Source organism: Propionivibrio sp. (genome assembly GCF_016790145.1).
Lineage (GTDB): Bacteria > Pseudomonadota > Gammaproteobacteria > Burkholderiales > Rhodocyclaceae > Propionivibrio.
In genome coordinates this window covers 16,405-34,982 of record NZ_JAEUOI010000014.1, presented here as the reverse complement: position 1 = coordinate 34,982, position 18,578 = coordinate 16,405, and the positions used below count along the sequence as shown (strand labels likewise).

The window sequence follows — 18,578 nt, the reverse complement described above, 5'->3', positions numbered from 1 at the left end:
GTAATGCTTTGTCGCAATAAAATGGCTCGTACCAATCGGATTTTGTCGCTGTAGGTTTCGGCGTGTTGCCTCGTCCAGATAGGGTTTTAATTCGCCATCCGGCCAGTTGCGTCGATAGTCAGCGTATCAGCAACGGCAAGAAGAAAGGTGAAGGCAACACCAAGAATGGCAACAAGTACCTGGCCTGGGCTTTTGTCGAAGCGGCCAACTTCGCCTTGCGTTTCTCTGCCGAAGCCAAGCGCTTCTACGAACGCAAGAAAGCCAGGACGAACAACGTGGTCGCCACGAAAGCGCTGGCACACAAGCTGGCGCGCGCCTGCTTCCACATCCTGAAGGAACACCACGCGTTTGATACGGGGCGCAGCTTCGTATGAGCAACGACGGCGGCGGCAAGCCCGGAAAGGGGTCTGGAGATTGAGCCATTAAGCTGAATGGGAGGTCGTCCGCCGTCACCCGAGCAGTGCAGCGAATCGCCTGCAGCGCGAGCCACCAAGGGGTTGGCTCCGGGATACCGGCAGCCACGATGCTGTGCAAACCATTGGACGCGAAGCGGGACCAACGTTCTTCTGGGGCGGTAAAACCGCCAGGGCGAAGGCAGAGCACCGCCGATCGCTTGATCCTGATGGGTGACTGGCGAGATTCGTCGCAGCCATGATGTGAAGAAACGGGCGCGGTTCGAGCGCTGCACTTGGGGAGTTTGAGACATTGGAATAATCGACCATCGCTTTGGTTGGTCGATCCGATGGGCGTTATTTCAATATCAATCGCGGTATCGACGCGAGATTTAGTGTTCGCGAACTTGGCTTAGGCCGGCTAATGGGAGACCCCTTTGGAGCACGTGATACCTGGGCTGGGTGTGTAGTGGATTCCGGCTTTTTCCGGAATGAAAGCATGGGAAATGTTTATCCATTAATTCGCAGCCTCTGAGAGCCTGCGCCCAAGGGCGGCTCGGTCTGCCTCGCTTACAGCGGCAGGTGCGCCGGTGTCAACGGCGCACGGCCGCTTGCACGATAGGCTTCGCAACGTTCAATGTATTCGCGCGTACTCTTGGGCATCGGTGTTCTGGCGCGGGCAATATGGAAAATCAGATGACGGCCGTTGTGGATCAGATGCAGACCGTCAGCAAGGCCATGCCTTGGCGTCGCGTTGCCGGGCGGCAAGGCCTGCGGAGTCGGGGTAAAGCTGGCCAGCCGCTCGGCGGCGGTGACCAGTTGCGCCCAGACATCGAAAATGTCCGGGTCGGTGCGCAGGTTTTCCGTTTTGACCTTGGCGTAATGGACAAAGTCGCGGATCGGCGCTTCGACGTGCTCAAAAGCCGGAATCTGAGTGAAACTGGCGACCATCACCTCGGCGATGCGGTCGATGTCGCGCATGCTCTGGCCGATCTTGATGTAGCGACTTTCAAAATAATCCTCGACCGGAATCGAGAAAGCGCGAAAAGGTTCGCCCCACAACTCGTCGATGCCTTCCTCACCACTGCGATGCAGGACGTGGCGACCCAGGTCCATGGCGTCGAGCAGGCATTGGCCGCATTCGCGCATCAAGGGGTCATCGCTGTGAATTTCGACGCCATCGGCTTGCAACTCGACCAGCTTTCTGAAAATGTCGGCCGATCGGTTGAATAGCGCGCCGGCCAGCATGCCGGCCTTGACCCGGCGTCGTGCGGGGTCGGTCTCGGCCTGATAGCTCTGCCGCGCCTCACCCAGTCGGGCGCCGGGGATGTTCAGTCCGTGTTCGGTGTGGTTGAACAGGCGCCGGGTCAGTGCTTCGATCAGCCGCTTCTTGGTCTCCAGCGAATCGGCAGGAACCGGGTAGGTCTTGATCCAGTAGCCTTCGTAAAACACCCGCTCCAGGCCGTCGATCATGCGCCGGGTGCCTTCCGCAGGTGATTCATCGGGCTGCGGCTTGTATTTAAGGGAGTGTATGGTCATCGCGAGTACTGATAATTAATCGGGAGTCAGCTTTGCCAGAACTGCTAGCAAGAAGCATGCAGAAATTCGTCTGGTTTTTAACGAACTGAATTGACAGGGGAAAACCGCAGGCAATCGATCGAGCGCGGATCCGAACTGCCCTGTTCTGGTGCGATAAATCGCAGGGCACACCCGTTTCTGGGCGTTTTACGTCGAAAGTGTTCACTCAACACCCCCAACACCCCCAACACCCCCAACACCTCTTAATCCAGCAGCGCGACAGCCTTGATTTGCGCCCACAGGGCAAGACCCTGCCGGATGCCGAGTTTATCGGCGGAGCGTCGGGTAATGCGCGCCAGCAAGGGACAACCAGCGACATCCAGGCGGACCAGCACGTGGCCGGGTGTATCGGTCGGCGCCAGATCGAGCACCGTGCCACTCACACAGTTGAGAATGCTCGACTGCACTTGCGGCACCAGGGCCAGGCTGACATCGCGGGCATGTATGCGGCAGCGTAGCAGTGTTCCGATCGGTTCCTGGCGGCGCGAAACATAAATCAGGCCACCGGTGAATTCGAGCCGGGTCAACTCGTCCTTTTCGTGCTCGGCGATCCGTGCCTCGATCACCACGCCCGCATCGTCAACGAAGGCTGCAGGCAGGTTGATGCGGCTGAGTACCTCATTCAGCGGGCCACTCGCCACCACCTGGCCTTGTTCAAGCAGCACCAGATGATCGGCCAGCCGCGCTACTTCATCCGGAGAGTGGCTGACATAAATGACCGGGATCGAAAGCTCGCCGTGCAGCCGCTCCAGATAAGGCAGGATTTCCAGTTTGCGCTTCAGGTCAAGTGCCGCCAGCGGTTCGTCGAGGAGCAGAATTTTCGGTGCGGCGAGCAAGGCGCGGGCAATCGCCACACGCTGGCGTTCGCCTCCGGAAAGCTGGCGGGTTGAACGTTCGAGAAGGTGCGTAATGCCGAGCAGTTCAGCCACTTCGGGCAAGGCAAAGCGGCGCTCGCTTGCCGGGGCGCTTGTCTGGACGCGTTTTTGTCCATATTCCATGTTGCGTCGTACCGAGAGATGCGCGAACAGGCTGGCCTCCTGAAACACCATGCCCAGGGCACGCTGGTGCGGCGGCAGGAAATGACCCTGTGCCTCGTCCTGCCAGACCTCGTTGCCGATGGCGAAGTAACCCTGCGCCGCCCGCTCCAGCCCGGCCATCGCGCGCAGACAGGTGGTCTTGCCGGAGCCGGAATGGCCGAACAGCGCGCTGATGCCGTGCCCGGGGAGGCACAGGTCCACTTCCAGCCTGAAGTCGCCGCGCGGCAGGCAAAACCTGGCCTGAATTTCAGCGCTCATAGTGCTTTTCGCCGTGACGGGTTCAGGGTGTATAGCGCCAGCAACACGCTGAAGCTGAAAAGCAGCATGCCACCGGCCAGCCAGTGGGCTTGAGTGTATTCGAGGGCTTCAACGTGGTCGTAGATCTGCACCGAGACGACGCGGGTCTTGCCCGGGATGTTGCCGCCGATCATCAGCACGATGCCGAACTCACCAACCGTATGGGCAAAGCCGAGGATCGCGCCGCTGAGAAATCCGGGGCGGGCCAGCGGCACGGCCACACTCCAGAAGGCATCCCACGGGCTGGCGCGCAGCGTGGCGGCAACTTCCAGCGGGCGTTCGCCGATGGCCTCGAAGGCATTCTGGATGGGCTGAACGACAAACGGCAGCGAGTAGAGCACCGAGGCGATGACCAGGCCGGGGAAGGTGAAGGGCAGGATGCCGAGGCCGAGCGACTGCGTCAGTTGCCCGACCGGCCCGTTCGGCCCCATGGCGACAAGCAGGTAAAAGCCGAGCACGGTCGGCGGCAGCACCAGCGGCAACGCAACGACGGCGCCGATCACCCCCTTCCAGGCCGAGCGCGTGCGTGCCAGCCACCAGGCGATCGGCGTGCCGACGATGAGCAGGAGCACGGTAACAATCGAGGCCAGCTTGAGCGTCAGCCAGACGGCGGCCAGATCCTGGGAATAAGCGGCATTTTCCATGGCTAATGACGTGACAGCAGATTGCGTACTTTGCAGAAGATCGTCGTGACATCGAAGCGTTGCCCTGGCAGCGCTTCGCCGGCCAGAATGCAGGCGATGGCCATGGCCGGATCGGTTTCGCCGGTTATCAGCACCTTGCTGCCACGCTTTTTCATATGGCGGATAAAACCCTCGCCGGCGCTGGCAGCAAGGACGAAATTGACGCCGTCGAGCGGGTGCGCTCCGGCATCGGCAAAGGTGTGCAGCACCTGATGCTTCTCCAATGTGATGCGCTGCGGCGCCGGCAGCCACTCATCCGGATGGTAGCCGGCGAGATCGTAAACCAGCCAGTGCCGGGTTTTTCCGGCATGACCGCTGACGGCAGTGCAGTGGCTGGTGGCAATGGCGATTTTCATGGGATTGTTTCGCTGCGCTTAGAAAACGCATTCGAGAGTAACCGCCACGTCGCGCGGATGGGCGAAATAGGGAGCGCTGGTGACGAGAATCCGCGCGCCGGCACGGGCATAGGCTTCAGCATTATTGACATTGACGCCCCCAGCCGCGGCAATTTTCGACGCCTGCGGGGTCGATGCGGCGTAGGCGGCTATCCCGCTCACTGCTGCGACGGACAATTTTTCCAGTTGCAGTATATCGGCGCCGGCGTCGATCCAGGTGCGAGCCTCGTCCTCGTTATCCACTTCAACGAGGATGGCGCGTTCCGGCCATCGCCGACGCAGGCGTTCGATCGTCTCGCCCGGTGTTTCGCCTGCAAGAAAAACGCGGTGCTCCGAAAATACGAGCAGGGTTTCAGACAGGCTCAGGCGATGCGGCGATGCACCGCCGCTAAGCACCGCCTTGATGGCCGCCGCCTTGGTACCGGGAAAATTCTTGCGCGTACACACGACGCTGCTTCCCGGGTCGCCGCGGTGTGCCGCAGCGACGATTGCCGACACGCTGCTGGCGATTCCGGACAGGTATTCCATCAGCGTCTGTGCGGTTTTCCAGACCCCATGCAGATTTTCAGCCGCCCCTTCGAGGCGCAGTATCTCCTCGCCGGCAAGCAGCCGGCAGCCGCTTTCACGTACCGCGCCGACGACCCGCAGATCGCGCAGTTCGCCGAGCCGTTGGGCTTCCTCGCTGCCGCACAGCACCATGTCATGGCGCGCCCGGAAAACCAGTCGACCCGGCTGCCGACCGATGCCAAGGGCAAACGTGGTGGCATCGCCGCACGGGCTGTCTTCCTGCAGCAGGCTTTCCAGAAAACCATCGGGGAGCCGGTAGGGGTTCATCGGGATTCAGCCCTCATGATGGTTTCAGCGCGGACACTGTTCGGGTGCCGGGCAGGCAGGCCAGCCAGGCCCTGCTGTTACGGCTTGCGCGATCTGCCCGCTCTGCCTGGCTGGCGCTGAGGGTAGGCATGCACACCGGCATGATCAGCGCAACTCGTAGCCGTAGGATCTGATGATGGCTCGGGCGTTTTCTCCCTTGAGATAGGTCAGCAGCGCGGCGGGCGCTGCCTTGTCCTTGCCTTTGGCGAGCAGAACGGCATCCTGGAGAATCGGCTGGTGAAGACTGGCAGGAACGGCCCACATCGATCCGCCGGTGACTTTCCCCTCCTTAAAAACCTGGGAAAGAGCGACAAAACCCAGTTCCGCTGCACCGGTGGAAATGAATTGATGGGCCTGCGATATGTTTTCACCCTGAACGAAAAGTGGCTCCAGCCTAGCCAGTACTCCGAGCTTGGTCATCGCCTCGATGGCTGCGGCACCGTAGGGCGCCGTTTTCGGGTTGGCCAGGGCGATGTGCTTGAAACTACCCGTCTTGAGGACGTCACCTTTGGCATCGACCCGATCAGGATCGGCCGACCACAGCACGAGTTTGCCAATGGCGTAAGTGAAGCGACTGCCGGCGACGGCGTGGCCCTCCTTTTCGAGGCGGGCGGGGTTTTCGTCGTCGGCGGCCAGGAATACCTCGAACGGTGCGCCGTTGACGATCTGTGCGTAGAATTTGCCGGTTGCACCAAAGGAAAGTGCCGCCTTGTGCCCAGTGTCCTTCTCGAACCCGGCCGCAATTTTCTGCATCGGCGCGGTGAAATTGGCGGCTACCGCCACCTGGACCTCGTCGGCGCAGGTGCCAAGGCTGGCAAGAAAGAGGGCAACGAGCAGTGTCAGGCGGTGCATGATGTTCTCCTTGATCAGGGGTAGAGGCAGAGGATGACGGCTGACGCCTTGAATACGGCGCAGACCTGTTTGCCGACGGCCAGGCCGAGGTTTTCGACGCTGTCGTGGGTGATGACGGCGCAGATTGTCTTGCCGCTGTTCATGGTCAGGATGATTTCCGAATTGACCGGGCCGTCGTGGATTCGCGTGATTTCGCCCCACAGGTGGTTGCGCGCCGTGGTTCGCACCTTGGGATCGGTGAGCAGCAGCACCGACGAGGACTTGACCAGCGCACTGATCTCCATGCCGATGACCAGCCCCATGGTTTCTGCCGAATTGCGGGTGATGACGGCCACTATTTCGTTTTCGTCGTCGAGCTTCAGCCGTACCTCGAAATCGACGTGCCCCTCGCGTAGCGCGACGATATGGCCGGCAAGCTGGTTGCGCGCGCTGGTTTTCATCGCCATCCGTTTGAGCAACTGGCGAAACTGCTGGAAGTCGCTGGCCTGCCCGTCGTTCATGCCGGCACTCAGGCGGTCAAGCGCCGACTGATACTCGGCTTCCAGCGCGCGGTAGAGGGCGATCGTCTTGCGCCCGTGTTCGGTCAGTTGCGTCCCGCCGCCGTGGCGGCCGCCGGTCGAGCGTAGCACCAGCGGCTGATCGGCCAGGTTGTTCATGGCGTCGATGGCATCCCACGCCGCTTTATAGGAAAGCGGTACGGCCTTCGCCGCCTGGGAAATCGAACCGTGCTGGTCGATGGCCTCAAGCAGGCGGATGCGCGTGTCGCCGAGAAAACTGCCGAACTCGGTAGTCACTTCCAGCTTGCTGCGTAACCGATGTGCGATTTGCTCCATTTTGTCTGACTTCCTACGTAATGTTGTAAAGTATATAACGATAACTCAAATTCTTCTGGCTGGCACCGTTACTAGCGCATCTCTGCTACGTTATGGTTGAATAAGTACAACGCATCTGGTTAAAGTATGCTCGCGCCCAAGTAAATTCGTTATTTTATGATCTATATAGCGAAAACCGGGCCAGCTCTAAACAAATCCGCTCAAGGAGAACTTCATGAAAATAAGCGCACGCAATATCTTCGAAGGAAAAATCACCGCTCTGGTCGATTGCAAGGTCAATGCCGAAGTCGAGGTCACCACGCCGGGCGGCGATCGCATCGTCGCCGTGGTGACCGAAAGCAGCGTGCAGTCGCTCGGCCTGGCGCTCGGCAAGCCGGTACTGGCTTTAGTCAAGGCACCCTGGGTGATCGTTATGGCCGGCGACAGCGGAGTGAAATTCAGCGCCCGCAACCAACTGGCCGGGACCGTACAGAACATCGAAAAAGGGGCGATCAACAGCGAAATTCGCATCAAATTGACTGGCGGTACGCTGGTCTATGCGGTGATCACCAACGAAGCGGTCATGGAACTCGGACTCAAACCCGGCGTTCCGGCCAGCGCCCTGATCAAGGCCAGCCATGTCGTCCTCGGCGTCCCGGAGTCCTCACGAGCTGATTGAAGCACTCAGAAACTGTAAGCTCACAGTCATTCCGGAGGAAGCAGGAATCCTGATTCGTCCATCTGATCTAGATGTTAGTTGTCTTGCGAAGCCTGGCGCGCATCCGGACAGCCAGCCGCCACAGCAAGCGCGTGGGCACGCGACTCGAAGGCGCTTACCATGCTGGTGGCCATCGGCATGATCAGAACCTGGATGACCGGGATCAGGAACAGTGAGCGTGCCTCGCAATCGAGCGTGAAGTCGACGTGGCAGTGATCCTCGGCCAGTGGTGAAAAACTCCATCGAATTTCGAAATGCCTGAAGGACCGATCCTCGGATATGACGGTGATAGCGCGCGGGCGATCGAGTACCGTTCGCGAGTTGAAGCGGTGCGTCATCAAACCGAGTGCCAGGCTCTGCTCGGTTTCGTAAGCGTTTTCGTGACGTTTGACGATCTTTGCTGCGCGGATCAGGGGCAGGAACTCGGGATAGCGTTCGACGTCGGCAACGATATCGAACAGCCATCCAGGTGATCGAGCAATGTCGCGGCTCTCGCGATGGGTTGCCATGGGCTTCTGCCTTCCGTTTGCTGTTTTGCTGGCCAGGTTATTTTCCGGGTACGAGCGTATTATGGAATTTCTCTGGCGTGCTAGGGTCTTCATCGTCGCCTGGGGCGCTAAGTGCCTGCCGTTCGAACTCTTCATCAGAAAGCGGCGGAACTTCGCTGAGCACAATGAATTCTTCCAGGAACTCTTCGGTTGGCTCTTCTCCATTAAGCAGAATGTCGCTGATCGTCTGTTTAACGATGGGCGCCTCCGGCGCGCCGGATCCCAAAGTAAACAAATCGTCAAGGGAGGTTGTTGAGTTTCCAGTCTTCGGCGCCGCCATGTCAGACATAAATGGCTTTCTCCGCATGTAAAATTCCAGTCCTGTATGGCATTAGCGTTCGCAACAGATGCGTTAGCGACAGTGAAGTATCAATTGCATCTAGTCATTATACTAATAGCATGATATGCGAGAGCTTCTTCTTTTGGCCAGAATTCGCTCTTTCTACGAAGTCATCAAGCCGGCCGGGATATACCTGCCCTGCAATACTGCTCCGGCAGCACGTCAATCCTTCGGATCGGTCTCCTGGCATTGATGCGAAAAATTCTGTGCTTGTCGCAGTAAAGCGCTGCCGGTACGCCATGCCTCATGATGCGCTCATGTAGCACAAGCATGTAGCGCAGCGAGGATTCGCTCGGCATACAGCGCAGTTGGGTGAGTTCCCCGGTGGCATCATCGATGAACGCCGGCAGCGTGCACTTCTCGCCGCGTCCCTCAACCCAGTCGTGGTGGCTGCCGTCGATCTGGATCATTTCGCCAAACCGGGCGCGACGCGTTCGCAGCGAATGAGCGCACACCGTGCCACCCTTCTTGGCGTGCCAGTAACCCGCCCGGACCATGAGCTGGACCGCCGTGGCGCACAGAGTTCATCCAGCCGTCGGCTTGAGGCTCTGCCCCGCTTCTTGCTGACCAACCCGCCTGTCCCTTCCGCATGATAATGCTCAGCCAGCCGCCTCAATTGATGGGCGCCGATACCCATCCGTTTCGATGCTTCTTGCCGGCTGATCTTGTTCCCTTTCAGAAGATCCAATACCTGGGCACGTTTCACTTCCTTTTGACTCATGAGCTTGTCCATCTTGAAAATATCCACCGTCAGTTTTAAAGCGGTGAATCGAGGGGGGGTGTTGACATTCATTTCATGGGCGCGAAAGGAATGTCAACACCCCTAGTCACCTGCAGAAATTTCTACTTGGGGCCAACAAAGCCGATCGGGTGCACTTGCCTCCGGCGTCACTTTCGTGTGCAATGCTCGATTCCCTTAACCTTCCGGATTCCCATGGCCGAAAGCAAGAAGTACCAGATCGCGGCAAGCGCCGTTCCGCAGTTCATTGCCGATCAATCCGATCCGGCTATTGAGCGTTACGTTTTTGCCTACACCATCACCATCGAGAATGTCGGTACCGTGCCGGCGCAACTTATCTCGCGGCACTGGATCATCACCGATGGCAACTCGCGGGTGCAGGAAGTGCGCGGTCTCGGCGTGGTCGGCCAGCAACCGCTGCTCAAGCCGGGCGAGACCTTTGAATACACCAGTGGCTGCCAGCTTGACACGCCGGTAGGAACCATGCGCGGCAGCTACCAGATGACGGCCGAGGACGGTACGCAGTTCGAGGCGGTAATCGCCGAATTTACGCTGGCCATCCCGCGGGTACTGCACTGAGGACGAACTGTTTCATACCGGGTTGACTATCCGCCCGCACTCCTCGCCTCACCCTAAAACCCGAATCATCTGCAACAAGCTTGCTGGACACCGAATGGGTGCCACGAGCCCGCTAAATGAATACCCGGGTTGAATTGCACGAATTCCTTACCCCCTGCTGGAAACCGACACTACCGTGATCGAAACGTCCGCAGCGGTTCTCAATGCGCTTGACTGGTACGAGCAAGGCGCTGATTTTGCCGACGTGCTGCATCTGGCGGTTCACGGTTCCGCCGTGTTGCATACCTTCGACCGGGATTTCTGCAAGGCGGCGTGCGATGGAGGCGTTGCCCCGCAGCTACAGGTGTGGGAAGTTTGACAGACGTGGTTCAGGATTATCCCAATGAGATTTCAAATGATTTTGGAAAGTTCAGCTCCGGTAATCCGCGTTGATCTTCACGTAATCGTACGAGAAATCGCAACTATAGACCGTGCCGCAAGCCTTGCCACGGCCGAGATCGACGCGCACGGTGATTTCCGATGACTGCATGATGCGGGAACCGTCCACCTCGCGGTAGGAATCGGCGCGGCCACCTTTCTCGGCGACCAGGATTTCTTCTTCGGCGCTGCCCAGCCAGACGCGAACGCCATCGACATCGAGTGCGTCGATGTCAGCGTAGCCAATGGCAGCGAGAATGCGGCCAAGATTCGGGTCGGAGGCAAAGAAGGCCGTCTTGACCAGCGGCGAGTGGCCAATGGCGTAGCCGACACGCTTGCATTCTTCGCGCTCCCGCCCGCCTTCGACGGCGATGCGGATGAACTTGGTCGCGCCCTCGCCGTCGCGGATGATGGCCTGGGCAAGTTCGAGTGCCACAGCGGTCACCGCTGCGCGCAGTGCGGCATAGCCCGGCGTACCTGAATCGGCAAATTCACTGCCGGACTGTCCCGTGGCAATCAGGATGAAAGAGTCATTGGTCGATGTATCGCCATCGACGGTGATGCAGTTGAATGACTCATCGGCGGCTTCGCGCACCAGTTGCCGCAGCAGCGGCTCGGCGATGCCGGCGTCGGTGGCGACGAAGCCGAGCATGGTCGCCATATTCGGCCTGATCATTCCGGCACCCTTGCTGATGCCGGTGATGGTGATCATCCGGCCATTGATTTCAACGCGCCGCGAGGCCGCCTTGGCCACCGTATCGGTGGTCATGATGCCATGCGCGGCGGCGTGCCAGTGATCGGCTCTGAGGTCTTCAATACAGCGTGGCAGCCCGGCAATCAAGCGTTCAACCGGTAGCGGCTCAAGTATCACGCCGGTCGAGAAAGGCAGCACCTGATGGGCACCGACGCCGATCAGTTTGCCGACGGCAACGCAGGTATCCTGCGCTGCCTGCATGCCGGATTCGCCGGTCCCGGCATTGGCAATGCCGGTATTTATGAGCAGCGCACGAATCTCGCTGCCGGAATCAAGATGGCGGCGGCAAAGCTGCACAGGCGCCGCACAGAAGCGGTTTTGCGTAAACACACCGGCGACCGTACACCCGGCATCCAGCGCCAGCAGCGTCAGGTCGCGCCGGTCGAGCTTGCGGATACCCGCTTCGGCCAGTCCGAGACGGATGCCGGCGACGGGGAAGAGTGCTTCGGGAGTGGGAGTGGTGAAGTTTACAGTCATTGTTTTAACCTTTTTTACACAGGGAGCGCAGAGGCGCAGAGAACGCGGAGTGTTGATTGTTTCTCTCTGTGCCCTCTGCGTCTGAAGGTCTCAGTGTTGAATGCGTTTGGCGCTTAACTCAACTTGCCGTGGCACTGCTTGTATTTCTTGCCCGATCCGCAGGGGCAGGGGTCGTTACGGCCGACTTTCGGTCGGGCGTGAATCGGCTGCGCCTTGGGCGACGCCTCTTCGTCGCTCGGGCCGATCACTTCGTCGTAGCCGGCGTGGTGATACTGGACGTTCTGCACCTCGGCGTGCGGAGCGGTTTCCTGGACCTCTTCGGCACGGACCTGAACGGTCATCAGCAGCCGGTTGACCTCGACACGAACGCTGTCGAGCAGCATCTCGAACAACTGAAACGCTTCGCGCTTGTATTCCTGTTTCGGGTTCTTTTGCGCATAGCCGCGCAGGTGGATACCCTGGCGCAGGTGATCGAGCGCGGCCAGATGCTCGCGCCAATGGGTGTCGACGCTCTGCAGCATGACATTGCGCTCGAACTGATGGAAGCTCTCGGCACCGACCTGTTCAACCTTGGCGGCGTAGGCCGCATCGGCGTGTTCGATAATGCGCCTGAGCATCGCCTCGTCGCTCAGCGTCGGTTCGCTACTGAACCACTCGACAATCGGCAAGGGCAATTGCAATTCGGCAGCCAGTTCTTTCTCCAGCGTCGGCAACTCCCATTGTTCTTCGACGCTTTCCGCCGGCACATAGCGCCGGAAGATGTCGTACAGGACACCCTGGCGCATGGCCGTAATGGTCTCCGAGATATCTTCGGTTTCGAGCAGTTCGTTGCGTTGGGCGTAGATCACCTTGCGCTGATCGTTGGCCACATCATCGTATTCAAGCAATTGCTTGCGGATATCGAAGTTGCGGCTCTCCACCTTGCGCTGGGCCGATTCGAGCGAGCGCGAAACGAGAGGATGCTCGATGGCCTCGCCTTCCGGCATTTTCAGGCGCTCCATGATTGCCTTCAGACGATCGCCGGCAAAAATCCGCAGCAGCGCATCGTCGAGTGCGAGATAGAAACGCGAGGAGCCGGGGTCGCCCTGACGACCGGAACGGCCGCGCAACTGGTTGTCGATGCGTCGCGATTCATGGCGCTCGGAACCGATGATATGCAGTCCGCCGGAAGCCACCACCTGATTGTGCAAAATCTGCCAGTCGGCACGCAAGGCCGCGGTGCGCGCCTCTTTGGTAGCGGCATCGAGCGTTTCATCGTCGCGGATCGCCGAAATCTGTTTCTCAATACTTCCGCCAAGCACGATGTCGGTACCGCGACCGGCCATGTTGGTGGCGATGGTGATCATTCCCGGACGACCGGCCTGGATGACAATCTCGGCTTCGCGCGCGTGCTGCTTGGCGTTGAGTACCTGATGCGGCAGCTTTTCACTGTCGAGCAGGGTCGACAGCAGTTCGGAGTTCTCGATCGAGGTAGTACCGACCAGCACCGGCTGCCCACGCCCGCGGCAGGCGCGGATGTCGGCAATTATAGCATCGTGCTTCTCTTTGGCGGTGCGGAAGATCTGGTCGTTGTTATCGACCCGGATCATCGGCAGATTGGTCGGGATGACCACCGTCTCGAGACCGTAGATCTGCTGGAATTCGTAAGCTTCGGTATCCGCTGTACCGGTCATTCCGGCGAGTTTTCCATACATGCGGAAGTAGTTCTGGAAGGTGATCGAGGCCAGCGTCTGGTTCTCGTTCTGGATTGCCACCCCTTCCTTGGCCTCGACCGCCTGATGCAGTCCATCGGACCAGCGGCGACCCGACATCAGGCGCCCGGTGAACTCGTCAACGATGATCACTTCGCCGTTCTGCACCACGTACTGCTGATCTTTCAGGAACAGCGTATGCGCGCGCAATGCGGCGTAAAGATGGTGTATCAGCAGGATGTTGGCCGCATCGTACAGACTGCCGCCTTCGGGCAGCAGCCCGACACGCTCCAGAATCTCTTCGGCGTGCTCGTGGCCGGCTTCGGTCATCAGCACCTGATGGCCCTTCTCGTCGACCCAGTAATCGCCAGGCCCTTCTTCTTCCAGACAGCGCTCAAGCATCGGCGCGACCTGATTCATGCGGATGTAAAGATCGGTGTGGTCCTCGGCCTGACCGGAGATAATCAGCGGCGTGCGCGCTTCGTCGATCAGGATCGAATCGACCTCATCGACAATGGCGTAGCTCAGCTTGCGCTGGACGCGCTCAGTGGCGCTGTACACCATGTTGTCACGCAGGTAGTCGAAACCGAACTCGTTGTTGGTGCCGTAGGTGATATCGGCGGCATAAGCCGTCTGCTTTTCAGCGTGCGGCATTTGCGACAGATTGACGCCGACCGACAGACCGAGAAAACGGTGTAGACGCCCCATCCATTCGGCATCGCGACTGGCCAGGTAATCGTTGACGGTAATGATATGTACGCCAGTGCCGGAAAGCGCGTTGAGGTAAGCGGGCAAGGTGGCGACCAGCGTTTTGCCTTCACCGGTGCGCATTTCGGCAATCTTGCCGTCATGCAGCACCATGCCGCCCACCAGTTGCATGTCGAAGTGGCGCATGCCCAGCGCACGCTTGCCAGCCTCGCGAACAACGGCAAAGGCCTCCGGCAACAGTGCGTCGAGCGTCTCACCGTTGCTCACGCGCGTTTTGAACTCGCTCGTCTTGCCGCGCAAATCTTCGTCGGAAAGCGCGCTGATACCCGCTTCCAGCGCGTTGATCTGGCGCACCGCCTTGGAGTACTGCTTGATCAGCCGATCATTACGGCTGCCGAAAATCTTCTTGAGTAGGCCGGAAATCATTCTGGAAAGTGTTGTAGCGCTGAAAAGGAAGCGATTCTATCACGCGCACTCAGCGAGGCGGTTCTTCCGGGATTCCTGTCAGGGAATTGACTTTACATTCCACCGAAGCGACTGAGAGACACAGCGACAAAGAGGCAGAGGAAACACCGAGGAAAACCAGCTGCCTGGAATTCTCTGCAACACCTCTCTACCTTTGTGACCATGTTGTGGGTATTAGTTATAAATCAAGCACGCTTGCGCCGGGATGACCTAACGCGGCGCGTTGAAGCTCGCAGAGACACGTGCCGGCTTCGACGGTACGATGGACTTGACTGGCGGCGAACCTTTTTTCGACGCAACCGGAGAATTAAACGCCAGTTGCGTTCCCTGCTGCAGAAAGCGCTCGGGATTCTGCGCCACACCCTTGAAACGCACTTCAAAATGTAGGTGCGGTCCGGTCGAGCGTCCTGTATTGCCGCTGGCGCCAATGGCTTGACCGCGCTTGACGATCTGCCCGACCTTGACATCGATCTTCGAGAGATGCGCATAGCGCGAGGTAAAGTCGTTGCCGTGGTCAATCTCGATCTGGTTTCCATACTGCGGATGATAGTCGGCAGCCAGCACCACGCCTCCTGCCGAGGCATTGACTCGGGTCCCTGGATCGGCAACAAAATCGATCCCTTCGTGTAGTGCACTGACACCGGCAATCGGATCAAGTCGGTGTCCGAAGTTTGATCCCACATGATCGGCAATGATCGGTACCAGCGTCGGCAACAAGGTGGTCTTGATGCGCCGCTCCATGAGCTGCGACTCGAGTGCGGTCAGCGTGTCGCTACGCTGTTCGACAATCTCTGCCAGTCGGTCAATCTCGCGTTGCAGTTCAATGGCCGACAGCGGCTGCGCCGAATGAATCAGCGGGCCACCCTGACCGGCCTTGCCGTTCGCCTCGTTCACCTCGTTGGTCTCGTTCTTCGGGGAATTGACGCCCGACAGCCTGGCTATGCGCTCACCGAGCGAATCGAGTCGTATCACCTGAGCTTGCATCTCTCCAAGCTTGACCGCCATCGACGAGATGTTATCCCGCAGATACTCTTCGGTCTTGCGGTTGTGCACCTCTTGCACAGCGATCACCAGATCTTCGGCAAAAGGCATGTTGAAGCGGACACCGACCCAGGAAAACAGGAACGATGTGGCAAAAGCCAGACCAATCAAGCCGGCCACTAGCGCCAACAACAGCCGCGAAGTGACATTGAACGATCTGGCGGTTGCCAGACGGCTGGAGACGAGAATAATATGCAAGTTGCCTCTCCTTGAAGTTCCCGATGCAAAACTCCCTCGAAAACTATCTGGAAGCAGCCGATGGCGCCGGCAAGGTAATGACGCACGCCAGACTGCTTGTTAAACTAACGCATCTCTACCAGGAGATTGCGCCGACACACTTGGGCCAGGCTAGCCGTCTGGCCAATTACAAGTCTGGAATTATTGTTATTCACGCCGTCAGTGGCGCGGTGGCGGCCAAGTTGCGCCAGATGGCGCCCACGCTGGCCGAAGGTTTTTCAACGCGGGGAGTTGAGTGTAACGGCGTTCAGGTAAAAGTGCAAGCCTGTAAAATCAACACACAATCAAGGGCTTCCACTCAAAAACCGCTGAGCTCACGAACCAGCCGGACGCTGGAAGGCTTGCGCGACTCCCTGCCGGACTCGCCTTTGCGTGCTGCCCTGGAGACCTTGCTGACGCACTCGGCTAAACAGGAATAATGGCAACTCGCTCAAGAATCAGCAGGGCAAAAACCAGCAGGGCGACAATCAGGGCGTAGCGGAAAAGGCGCCAGGAAAAGCGCAAATAACGTGAATCCCGGGTCAGCAGGAACGCCCCTACGCCAACAGCCACTGCAATTACCGTCAATACGGCCAGCAAACGCAGCAGCCACATGGCTGGTACTACTGGAAGGCCGGCAGCGCCAGCCAGCGGGCAACGGCCTGTGGTGCCTGCTCCTGATCCGGGTATGAAACGTACTCCCAGGCGTCCGGATTGGCGAGCAACTCACGCGCCAGTGCATTGTTCAGCGCGTGTCCCGACTTGTGCGCAGTGAACGAGGCCAGCAGCGGATGACCGAGCAGGTAGAGATCGCCAATCGCGTCGAGCACCTTGTGTTTGACGAATTCGTCGCTATAACGCAGCCCGTCGGCGTTAAGCACACGGTACTCGTCGAGCACCACGGCGTTGTCCAGACCTCCGCCCTGAGCCAGACCGTTTTCGTGCAGCCACTCGACTTCCTGCATGAAGCCGAAGGTACGCGCGCGCGCCACTTCACGAATATAGGAATGCTCGGCGAAGTCGACGGTCACTTCCTGCCCGGTGCGATCAATCGCCGGATGGTTGAAAACTATCGAGAAAGTCAGTTTGAATCCGTCGTGCGGTTCGAAACGAGCCCATTTGTCTCCCGAACGATCCGCTTCACGAACCTCAATCGGACGTTTGACACGAATGAACTTCTTGGCCACCGGTTGCTCTTCGATACCGGCAGACTGAATCAGGAAAACAAAAGGCGAAGCCGATCCGTCCAGAATCGGCAATTCGGCTGCATCCAGATCGACAAATGCATTGTCGATGCCGAGGCCGGCAAAAGCCGACATCAGGTGCTCGATGGTACCCACTTTGGCGCCATCAAGCTCCAGACACGAGCACAGTCGCGTGTCACCGACGAGCAGCGCTGAAGCCGGCAGATCGACGAGCGGATCAAGGTCGACGCGGCGAAAGACGATCCCCGTATTGGGCGCCGCCGGACGCAACGCCATCTTGACCTTGATGCCGGAATGCAGACCGACGCCGGAGGCGCGGATCAGCGATTTAAGCGTTCGTTGTTTTAGCATGTGATTGATAAATTGAGTAAACGATGCATTTTAACACAAGACACCTACCCCCCATACAGAAGAGAGTTCAAGGAAATACGGAATAGCTAACCTCTTTCAACGCAGAGATCGCAGAGGGGCAGAGTTCTCAAAGAAAAAAATAATCAATGGCTGATTTTCTCTGCTTACTCTGTATCTCGGCGTCCTCAGCGTCGAAAGTGGTTTGGGCGTCAATCTCAATCCGCCTGTTTCCTCAAGAATGCCGGAATGTCATAGCGATCAACCCCGCTATTGGCCAGCGCTTCGACCGTCGCGCTACGTCCCTTGCGCACCACGGCCGGTATTGCGTCAAGATGACCATAGTCAATGTTCGCGTGTTGCGCGAAACCGCCATGGGTGCCGTTGGCCTGCTGCATGACCGGCGTATTGATCACCTCGAACGAATTACGCCTCGCCTGTGCCTGCCCGAGACCGGTGGCGACGACGGTGACACGGATATCCTCGCCCATGCCTTCGTCGTAGACCGCACCGAAGATGATGTGCGCGTCATCGGCAGCGAAGGCTCGAACGGTATTCATCACTTCGTTCACTTCCTTCATCTTCAGGCCGCGCGTCGACGTGATGTTTACCAGAACGCCCTTGGCCCCGGAGAGATTGATGCCTTCGAGCAATGGCGAGGCCACCGCCTGTTCGGCCGCAATACGTGCCCGATCGACGCCGGCTGCGTTGGCCGACCCCATCATCGCCATGCCCATCTCGCCCATGACGGTACGCACGTCTTCGAAGTCGACGTTGACCAGACCCGGGAAGTTGATGATTTCTGCGATACCGCCGACGGCGTTGCGCAGTACGTTATCCGCCGCCTTGAAGGCCTCGTCCATCGACACATCGTCGCCGAGTACATCCATCAATTTGTCGTTGAGAATGACAATCAGCGAATCTACGTGCTTCTGCAACTCGGCGATACCTTCTTCGGCCACTTTCAGGCGTTTCCCTTCAAAGCCGAACGGCTTGGTGACTACCGCTACCGTCAGGATGCCGAGTTCGCGTGCCACTTCGGCAACGACCGGCCCGGCACCGGTACCGGTACCACCGCCCATGCCGGCGGTGATGAACACCATATGTGCTCCCTTAAGCGACTCGGCGATCTGCTCGCGCTCATCGACTGCCGCCTGGCGTCCCGTCTCCGGCTTGGCGCCCGCACCCAGACCCGACTTGCCCAGACGGATCTTTCTGTGGGCGACGCTGCGCTTGAGGGCCTGGGCATCGGTATTGGCGGCCAGAAACTCGACCCCCATTACCCCCTCACGAATCATGTGATCGACCGCATTGCCACCGGCGCCTCCAATGCCGATGACCTTGATCACGGTACCCCAATCGCTACTTCCTTCTTCCTTCTCTATGATTTCAAACATGGCTCTCTCCTCCGCT

20 protein-coding genes and 1 pseudogene are annotated in these 18,578 nt (G+C 58.9%); 5 read left to right on the top strand and 16 right to left on the bottom strand.

Annotated features, from left to right (window positions below):
* Positions 1–62 precede the first annotated feature (62 nt).
* Positions 63–374, top strand: coding sequence for a transposase (locus tag JNM42_RS01200; RefSeq protein ID WP_294264919.1), 312 nt, complete (start codon positions 63–65; stop codon positions 372–374).
* Between the two features lie 588 nt (positions 375–962).
* Here the strand turns inward: JNM42_RS01200 and JNM42_RS01195 are convergent.
* From JNM42_RS01195 to JNM42_RS01165, 7 genes are all read right to left on the bottom strand, one after another.
* A complete protein-coding gene (locus JNM42_RS01195) occupies positions 963–1,931 on the bottom strand; it encodes a hypothetical protein (protein WP_294264916.1) in 969 nt (322 codons plus the stop codon).
* Between the two features lie 242 nt (positions 1,932–2,173).
* Positions 2,174–3,265 carry a molybdenum ABC transporter ATP-binding protein gene (gene modC, locus JNM42_RS01190; protein WP_294264914.1) on the bottom strand — a complete coding sequence of 364 codons (1,092 nt, stop codon included), beginning with the start codon at positions 3,263–3,265 and terminating at the stop codon, positions 2,174–2,176.
* Positions 3,262–3,948: a molybdate ABC transporter permease subunit gene (gene modB / locus JNM42_RS01185; protein ID WP_294264911.1), complete on the bottom strand. Its 687-nt coding sequence runs from the start codon at positions 3,946–3,948 to the stop codon at positions 3,262–3,264. The genes modC and modB overlap by 4 nt, the downstream gene beginning before the upstream one ends.
* Positions 3,949–3,950: 2 nt before the next feature.
* On the bottom strand, positions 3,951–4,343 hold the full coding sequence (locus JNM42_RS01180) for a hypothetical protein (RefSeq protein ID WP_294264899.1): 393 nt from the start codon (positions 4,341–4,343) through the stop codon (positions 3,951–3,953).
* Between the two features lie 18 nt (positions 4,344–4,361).
* Positions 4,362–5,216 carry a ModD protein gene (gene modD, locus JNM42_RS01175; RefSeq protein ID WP_294264890.1) on the bottom strand — a complete coding sequence of 285 codons (855 nt, stop codon included), beginning with the start codon at positions 5,214–5,216 and terminating at the stop codon, positions 4,362–4,364.
* A gap of 144 nt (positions 5,217–5,360) precedes the next feature.
* Entirely contained in the window at positions 5,361–6,107 is a 747-nt protein-coding gene (modA, locus tag JNM42_RS01170) for a molybdate ABC transporter substrate-binding protein (protein ID WP_294264887.1), read from the bottom strand.
* Positions 6,108–6,121: 14 nt separating this feature from the next.
* On the bottom strand, positions 6,122–6,940 hold the full coding sequence (locus JNM42_RS01165) for a TOBE domain-containing protein (RefSeq protein WP_294264878.1): 819 nt from the start codon (positions 6,938–6,940) through the stop codon (positions 6,122–6,124).
* Positions 6,941–7,154: 214 nt separating this feature from the next.
* On the opposite strand from JNM42_RS01165, the gene JNM42_RS01160 reads away from it, so the two are divergent.
* Complete coding sequence (locus tag JNM42_RS01160; protein WP_294264875.1) at positions 7,155–7,598, top strand: TOBE domain-containing protein; 444 nt, start codon at positions 7,155–7,157, stop codon at positions 7,596–7,598.
* A gap of 74 nt (positions 7,599–7,672) precedes the next feature.
* Here JNM42_RS01160 and JNM42_RS01155 read toward each other — a convergent pair whose 3' ends face one another.
* The 3 genes and pseudogenes from JNM42_RS01155 to JNM42_RS01145 all read right to left on the bottom strand — a co-directional run.
* On the bottom strand, positions 7,673–8,146 hold the full coding sequence (locus tag JNM42_RS01155; protein ID WP_294264873.1) for a type II toxin-antitoxin system RatA family toxin: 474 nt from the start codon (positions 8,144–8,146) through the stop codon (positions 7,673–7,675).
* Between the two features lie 37 nt (positions 8,147–8,183).
* Entirely contained in the window at positions 8,184–8,474 is a 291-nt protein-coding gene (locus tag JNM42_RS01150; protein WP_294264872.1) for a hypothetical protein, read from the bottom strand.
* A 233-nt stretch (positions 8,475–8,707) separates the two neighbouring features.
* Positions 8,708–9,246: pseudogene (locus tag JNM42_RS01145) on the bottom strand (ISNCY family transposase); the annotation flags it as partial.
* Between the two features lie 213 nt (positions 9,247–9,459).
* Here JNM42_RS01145 and apaG point away from each other — a divergent pair.
* Together apaG and JNM42_RS01135 are read left to right on the top strand one after the other, a co-directional pair.
* A complete protein-coding gene (gene apaG, locus JNM42_RS01140) occupies positions 9,460–9,843 on the top strand; it encodes a Co2+/Mg2+ efflux protein ApaG (RefSeq protein ID WP_294264869.1) in 384 nt (127 codons plus the stop codon).
* A 175-nt stretch (positions 9,844–10,018) separates the two neighbouring features.
* The gene (locus tag JNM42_RS01135; protein WP_294264866.1) at positions 10,019–10,201 is read left to right on the top strand and encodes a hypothetical protein; all 183 of its coding nucleotides are present in this window, start codon (positions 10,019–10,021) and stop codon (positions 10,199–10,201) included.
* A gap of 51 nt (positions 10,202–10,252) precedes the next feature.
* On the opposite strand, the gene argJ is transcribed toward JNM42_RS01135, so the two are convergent.
* The 3 genes from argJ to JNM42_RS01120 form a co-directional block, all read right to left on the bottom strand.
* Entirely contained in the window at positions 10,253–11,491 is a 1,239-nt protein-coding gene (gene argJ / locus JNM42_RS01130) for a bifunctional glutamate N-acetyltransferase/amino-acid acetyltransferase ArgJ (RefSeq protein WP_294264863.1), read from the bottom strand.
* Positions 11,492–11,604: 113 nt separating this feature from the next.
* Positions 11,605–14,316 (bottom strand): preprotein translocase subunit SecA, encoded by a 2,712-nt coding sequence (secA, locus tag JNM42_RS01125; protein ID WP_294264860.1) that lies wholly within the window; start codon positions 14,314–14,316, stop codon positions 11,605–11,607.
* Between the two features lie 249 nt (positions 14,317–14,565).
* On the bottom strand, positions 14,566–15,594 hold the full coding sequence (locus JNM42_RS01120) for a M23 family metallopeptidase (protein ID WP_294264857.1): 1,029 nt from the start codon (positions 15,592–15,594) through the stop codon (positions 14,566–14,568).
* A 23-nt stretch (positions 15,595–15,617) separates the two neighbouring features.
* Between JNM42_RS01120 and JNM42_RS01115 the strand changes: the two genes are divergently transcribed.
* On the top strand, positions 15,618–16,052 hold the full coding sequence (locus tag JNM42_RS01115; RefSeq protein WP_294264854.1) for a DciA family protein: 435 nt from the start codon (positions 15,618–15,620) through the stop codon (positions 16,050–16,052).
* On the opposite strand, the gene JNM42_RS01110 is transcribed toward JNM42_RS01115, so the two are convergent.
* The 3 genes from JNM42_RS01110 to ftsZ form a co-directional block, all read right to left on the bottom strand.
* Positions 16,039–16,227, bottom strand: coding sequence for a hypothetical protein (locus JNM42_RS01110; RefSeq protein WP_294264850.1), 189 nt, complete (start codon positions 16,225–16,227; stop codon positions 16,039–16,041). The genes JNM42_RS01115 and JNM42_RS01110 overlap by 14 nt on opposite strands.
* 8 nt (positions 16,228–16,235) lie before the next feature.
* Positions 16,236–17,168, bottom strand: a complete 933-nt coding sequence (lpxC, locus tag JNM42_RS01105) for a UDP-3-O-acyl-N-acetylglucosamine deacetylase (protein WP_294264848.1) — start codon at positions 17,166–17,168, stop codon at positions 16,236–16,238.
* A gap of 215 nt (positions 17,169–17,383) precedes the next feature.
* Entirely contained in the window at positions 17,384–18,562 is a 1,179-nt protein-coding gene (gene ftsZ / locus JNM42_RS01100; protein WP_294264845.1) for a cell division protein FtsZ, read from the bottom strand.
* Between the last annotated feature and the right edge of the window lie 16 nt (positions 18,563–18,578).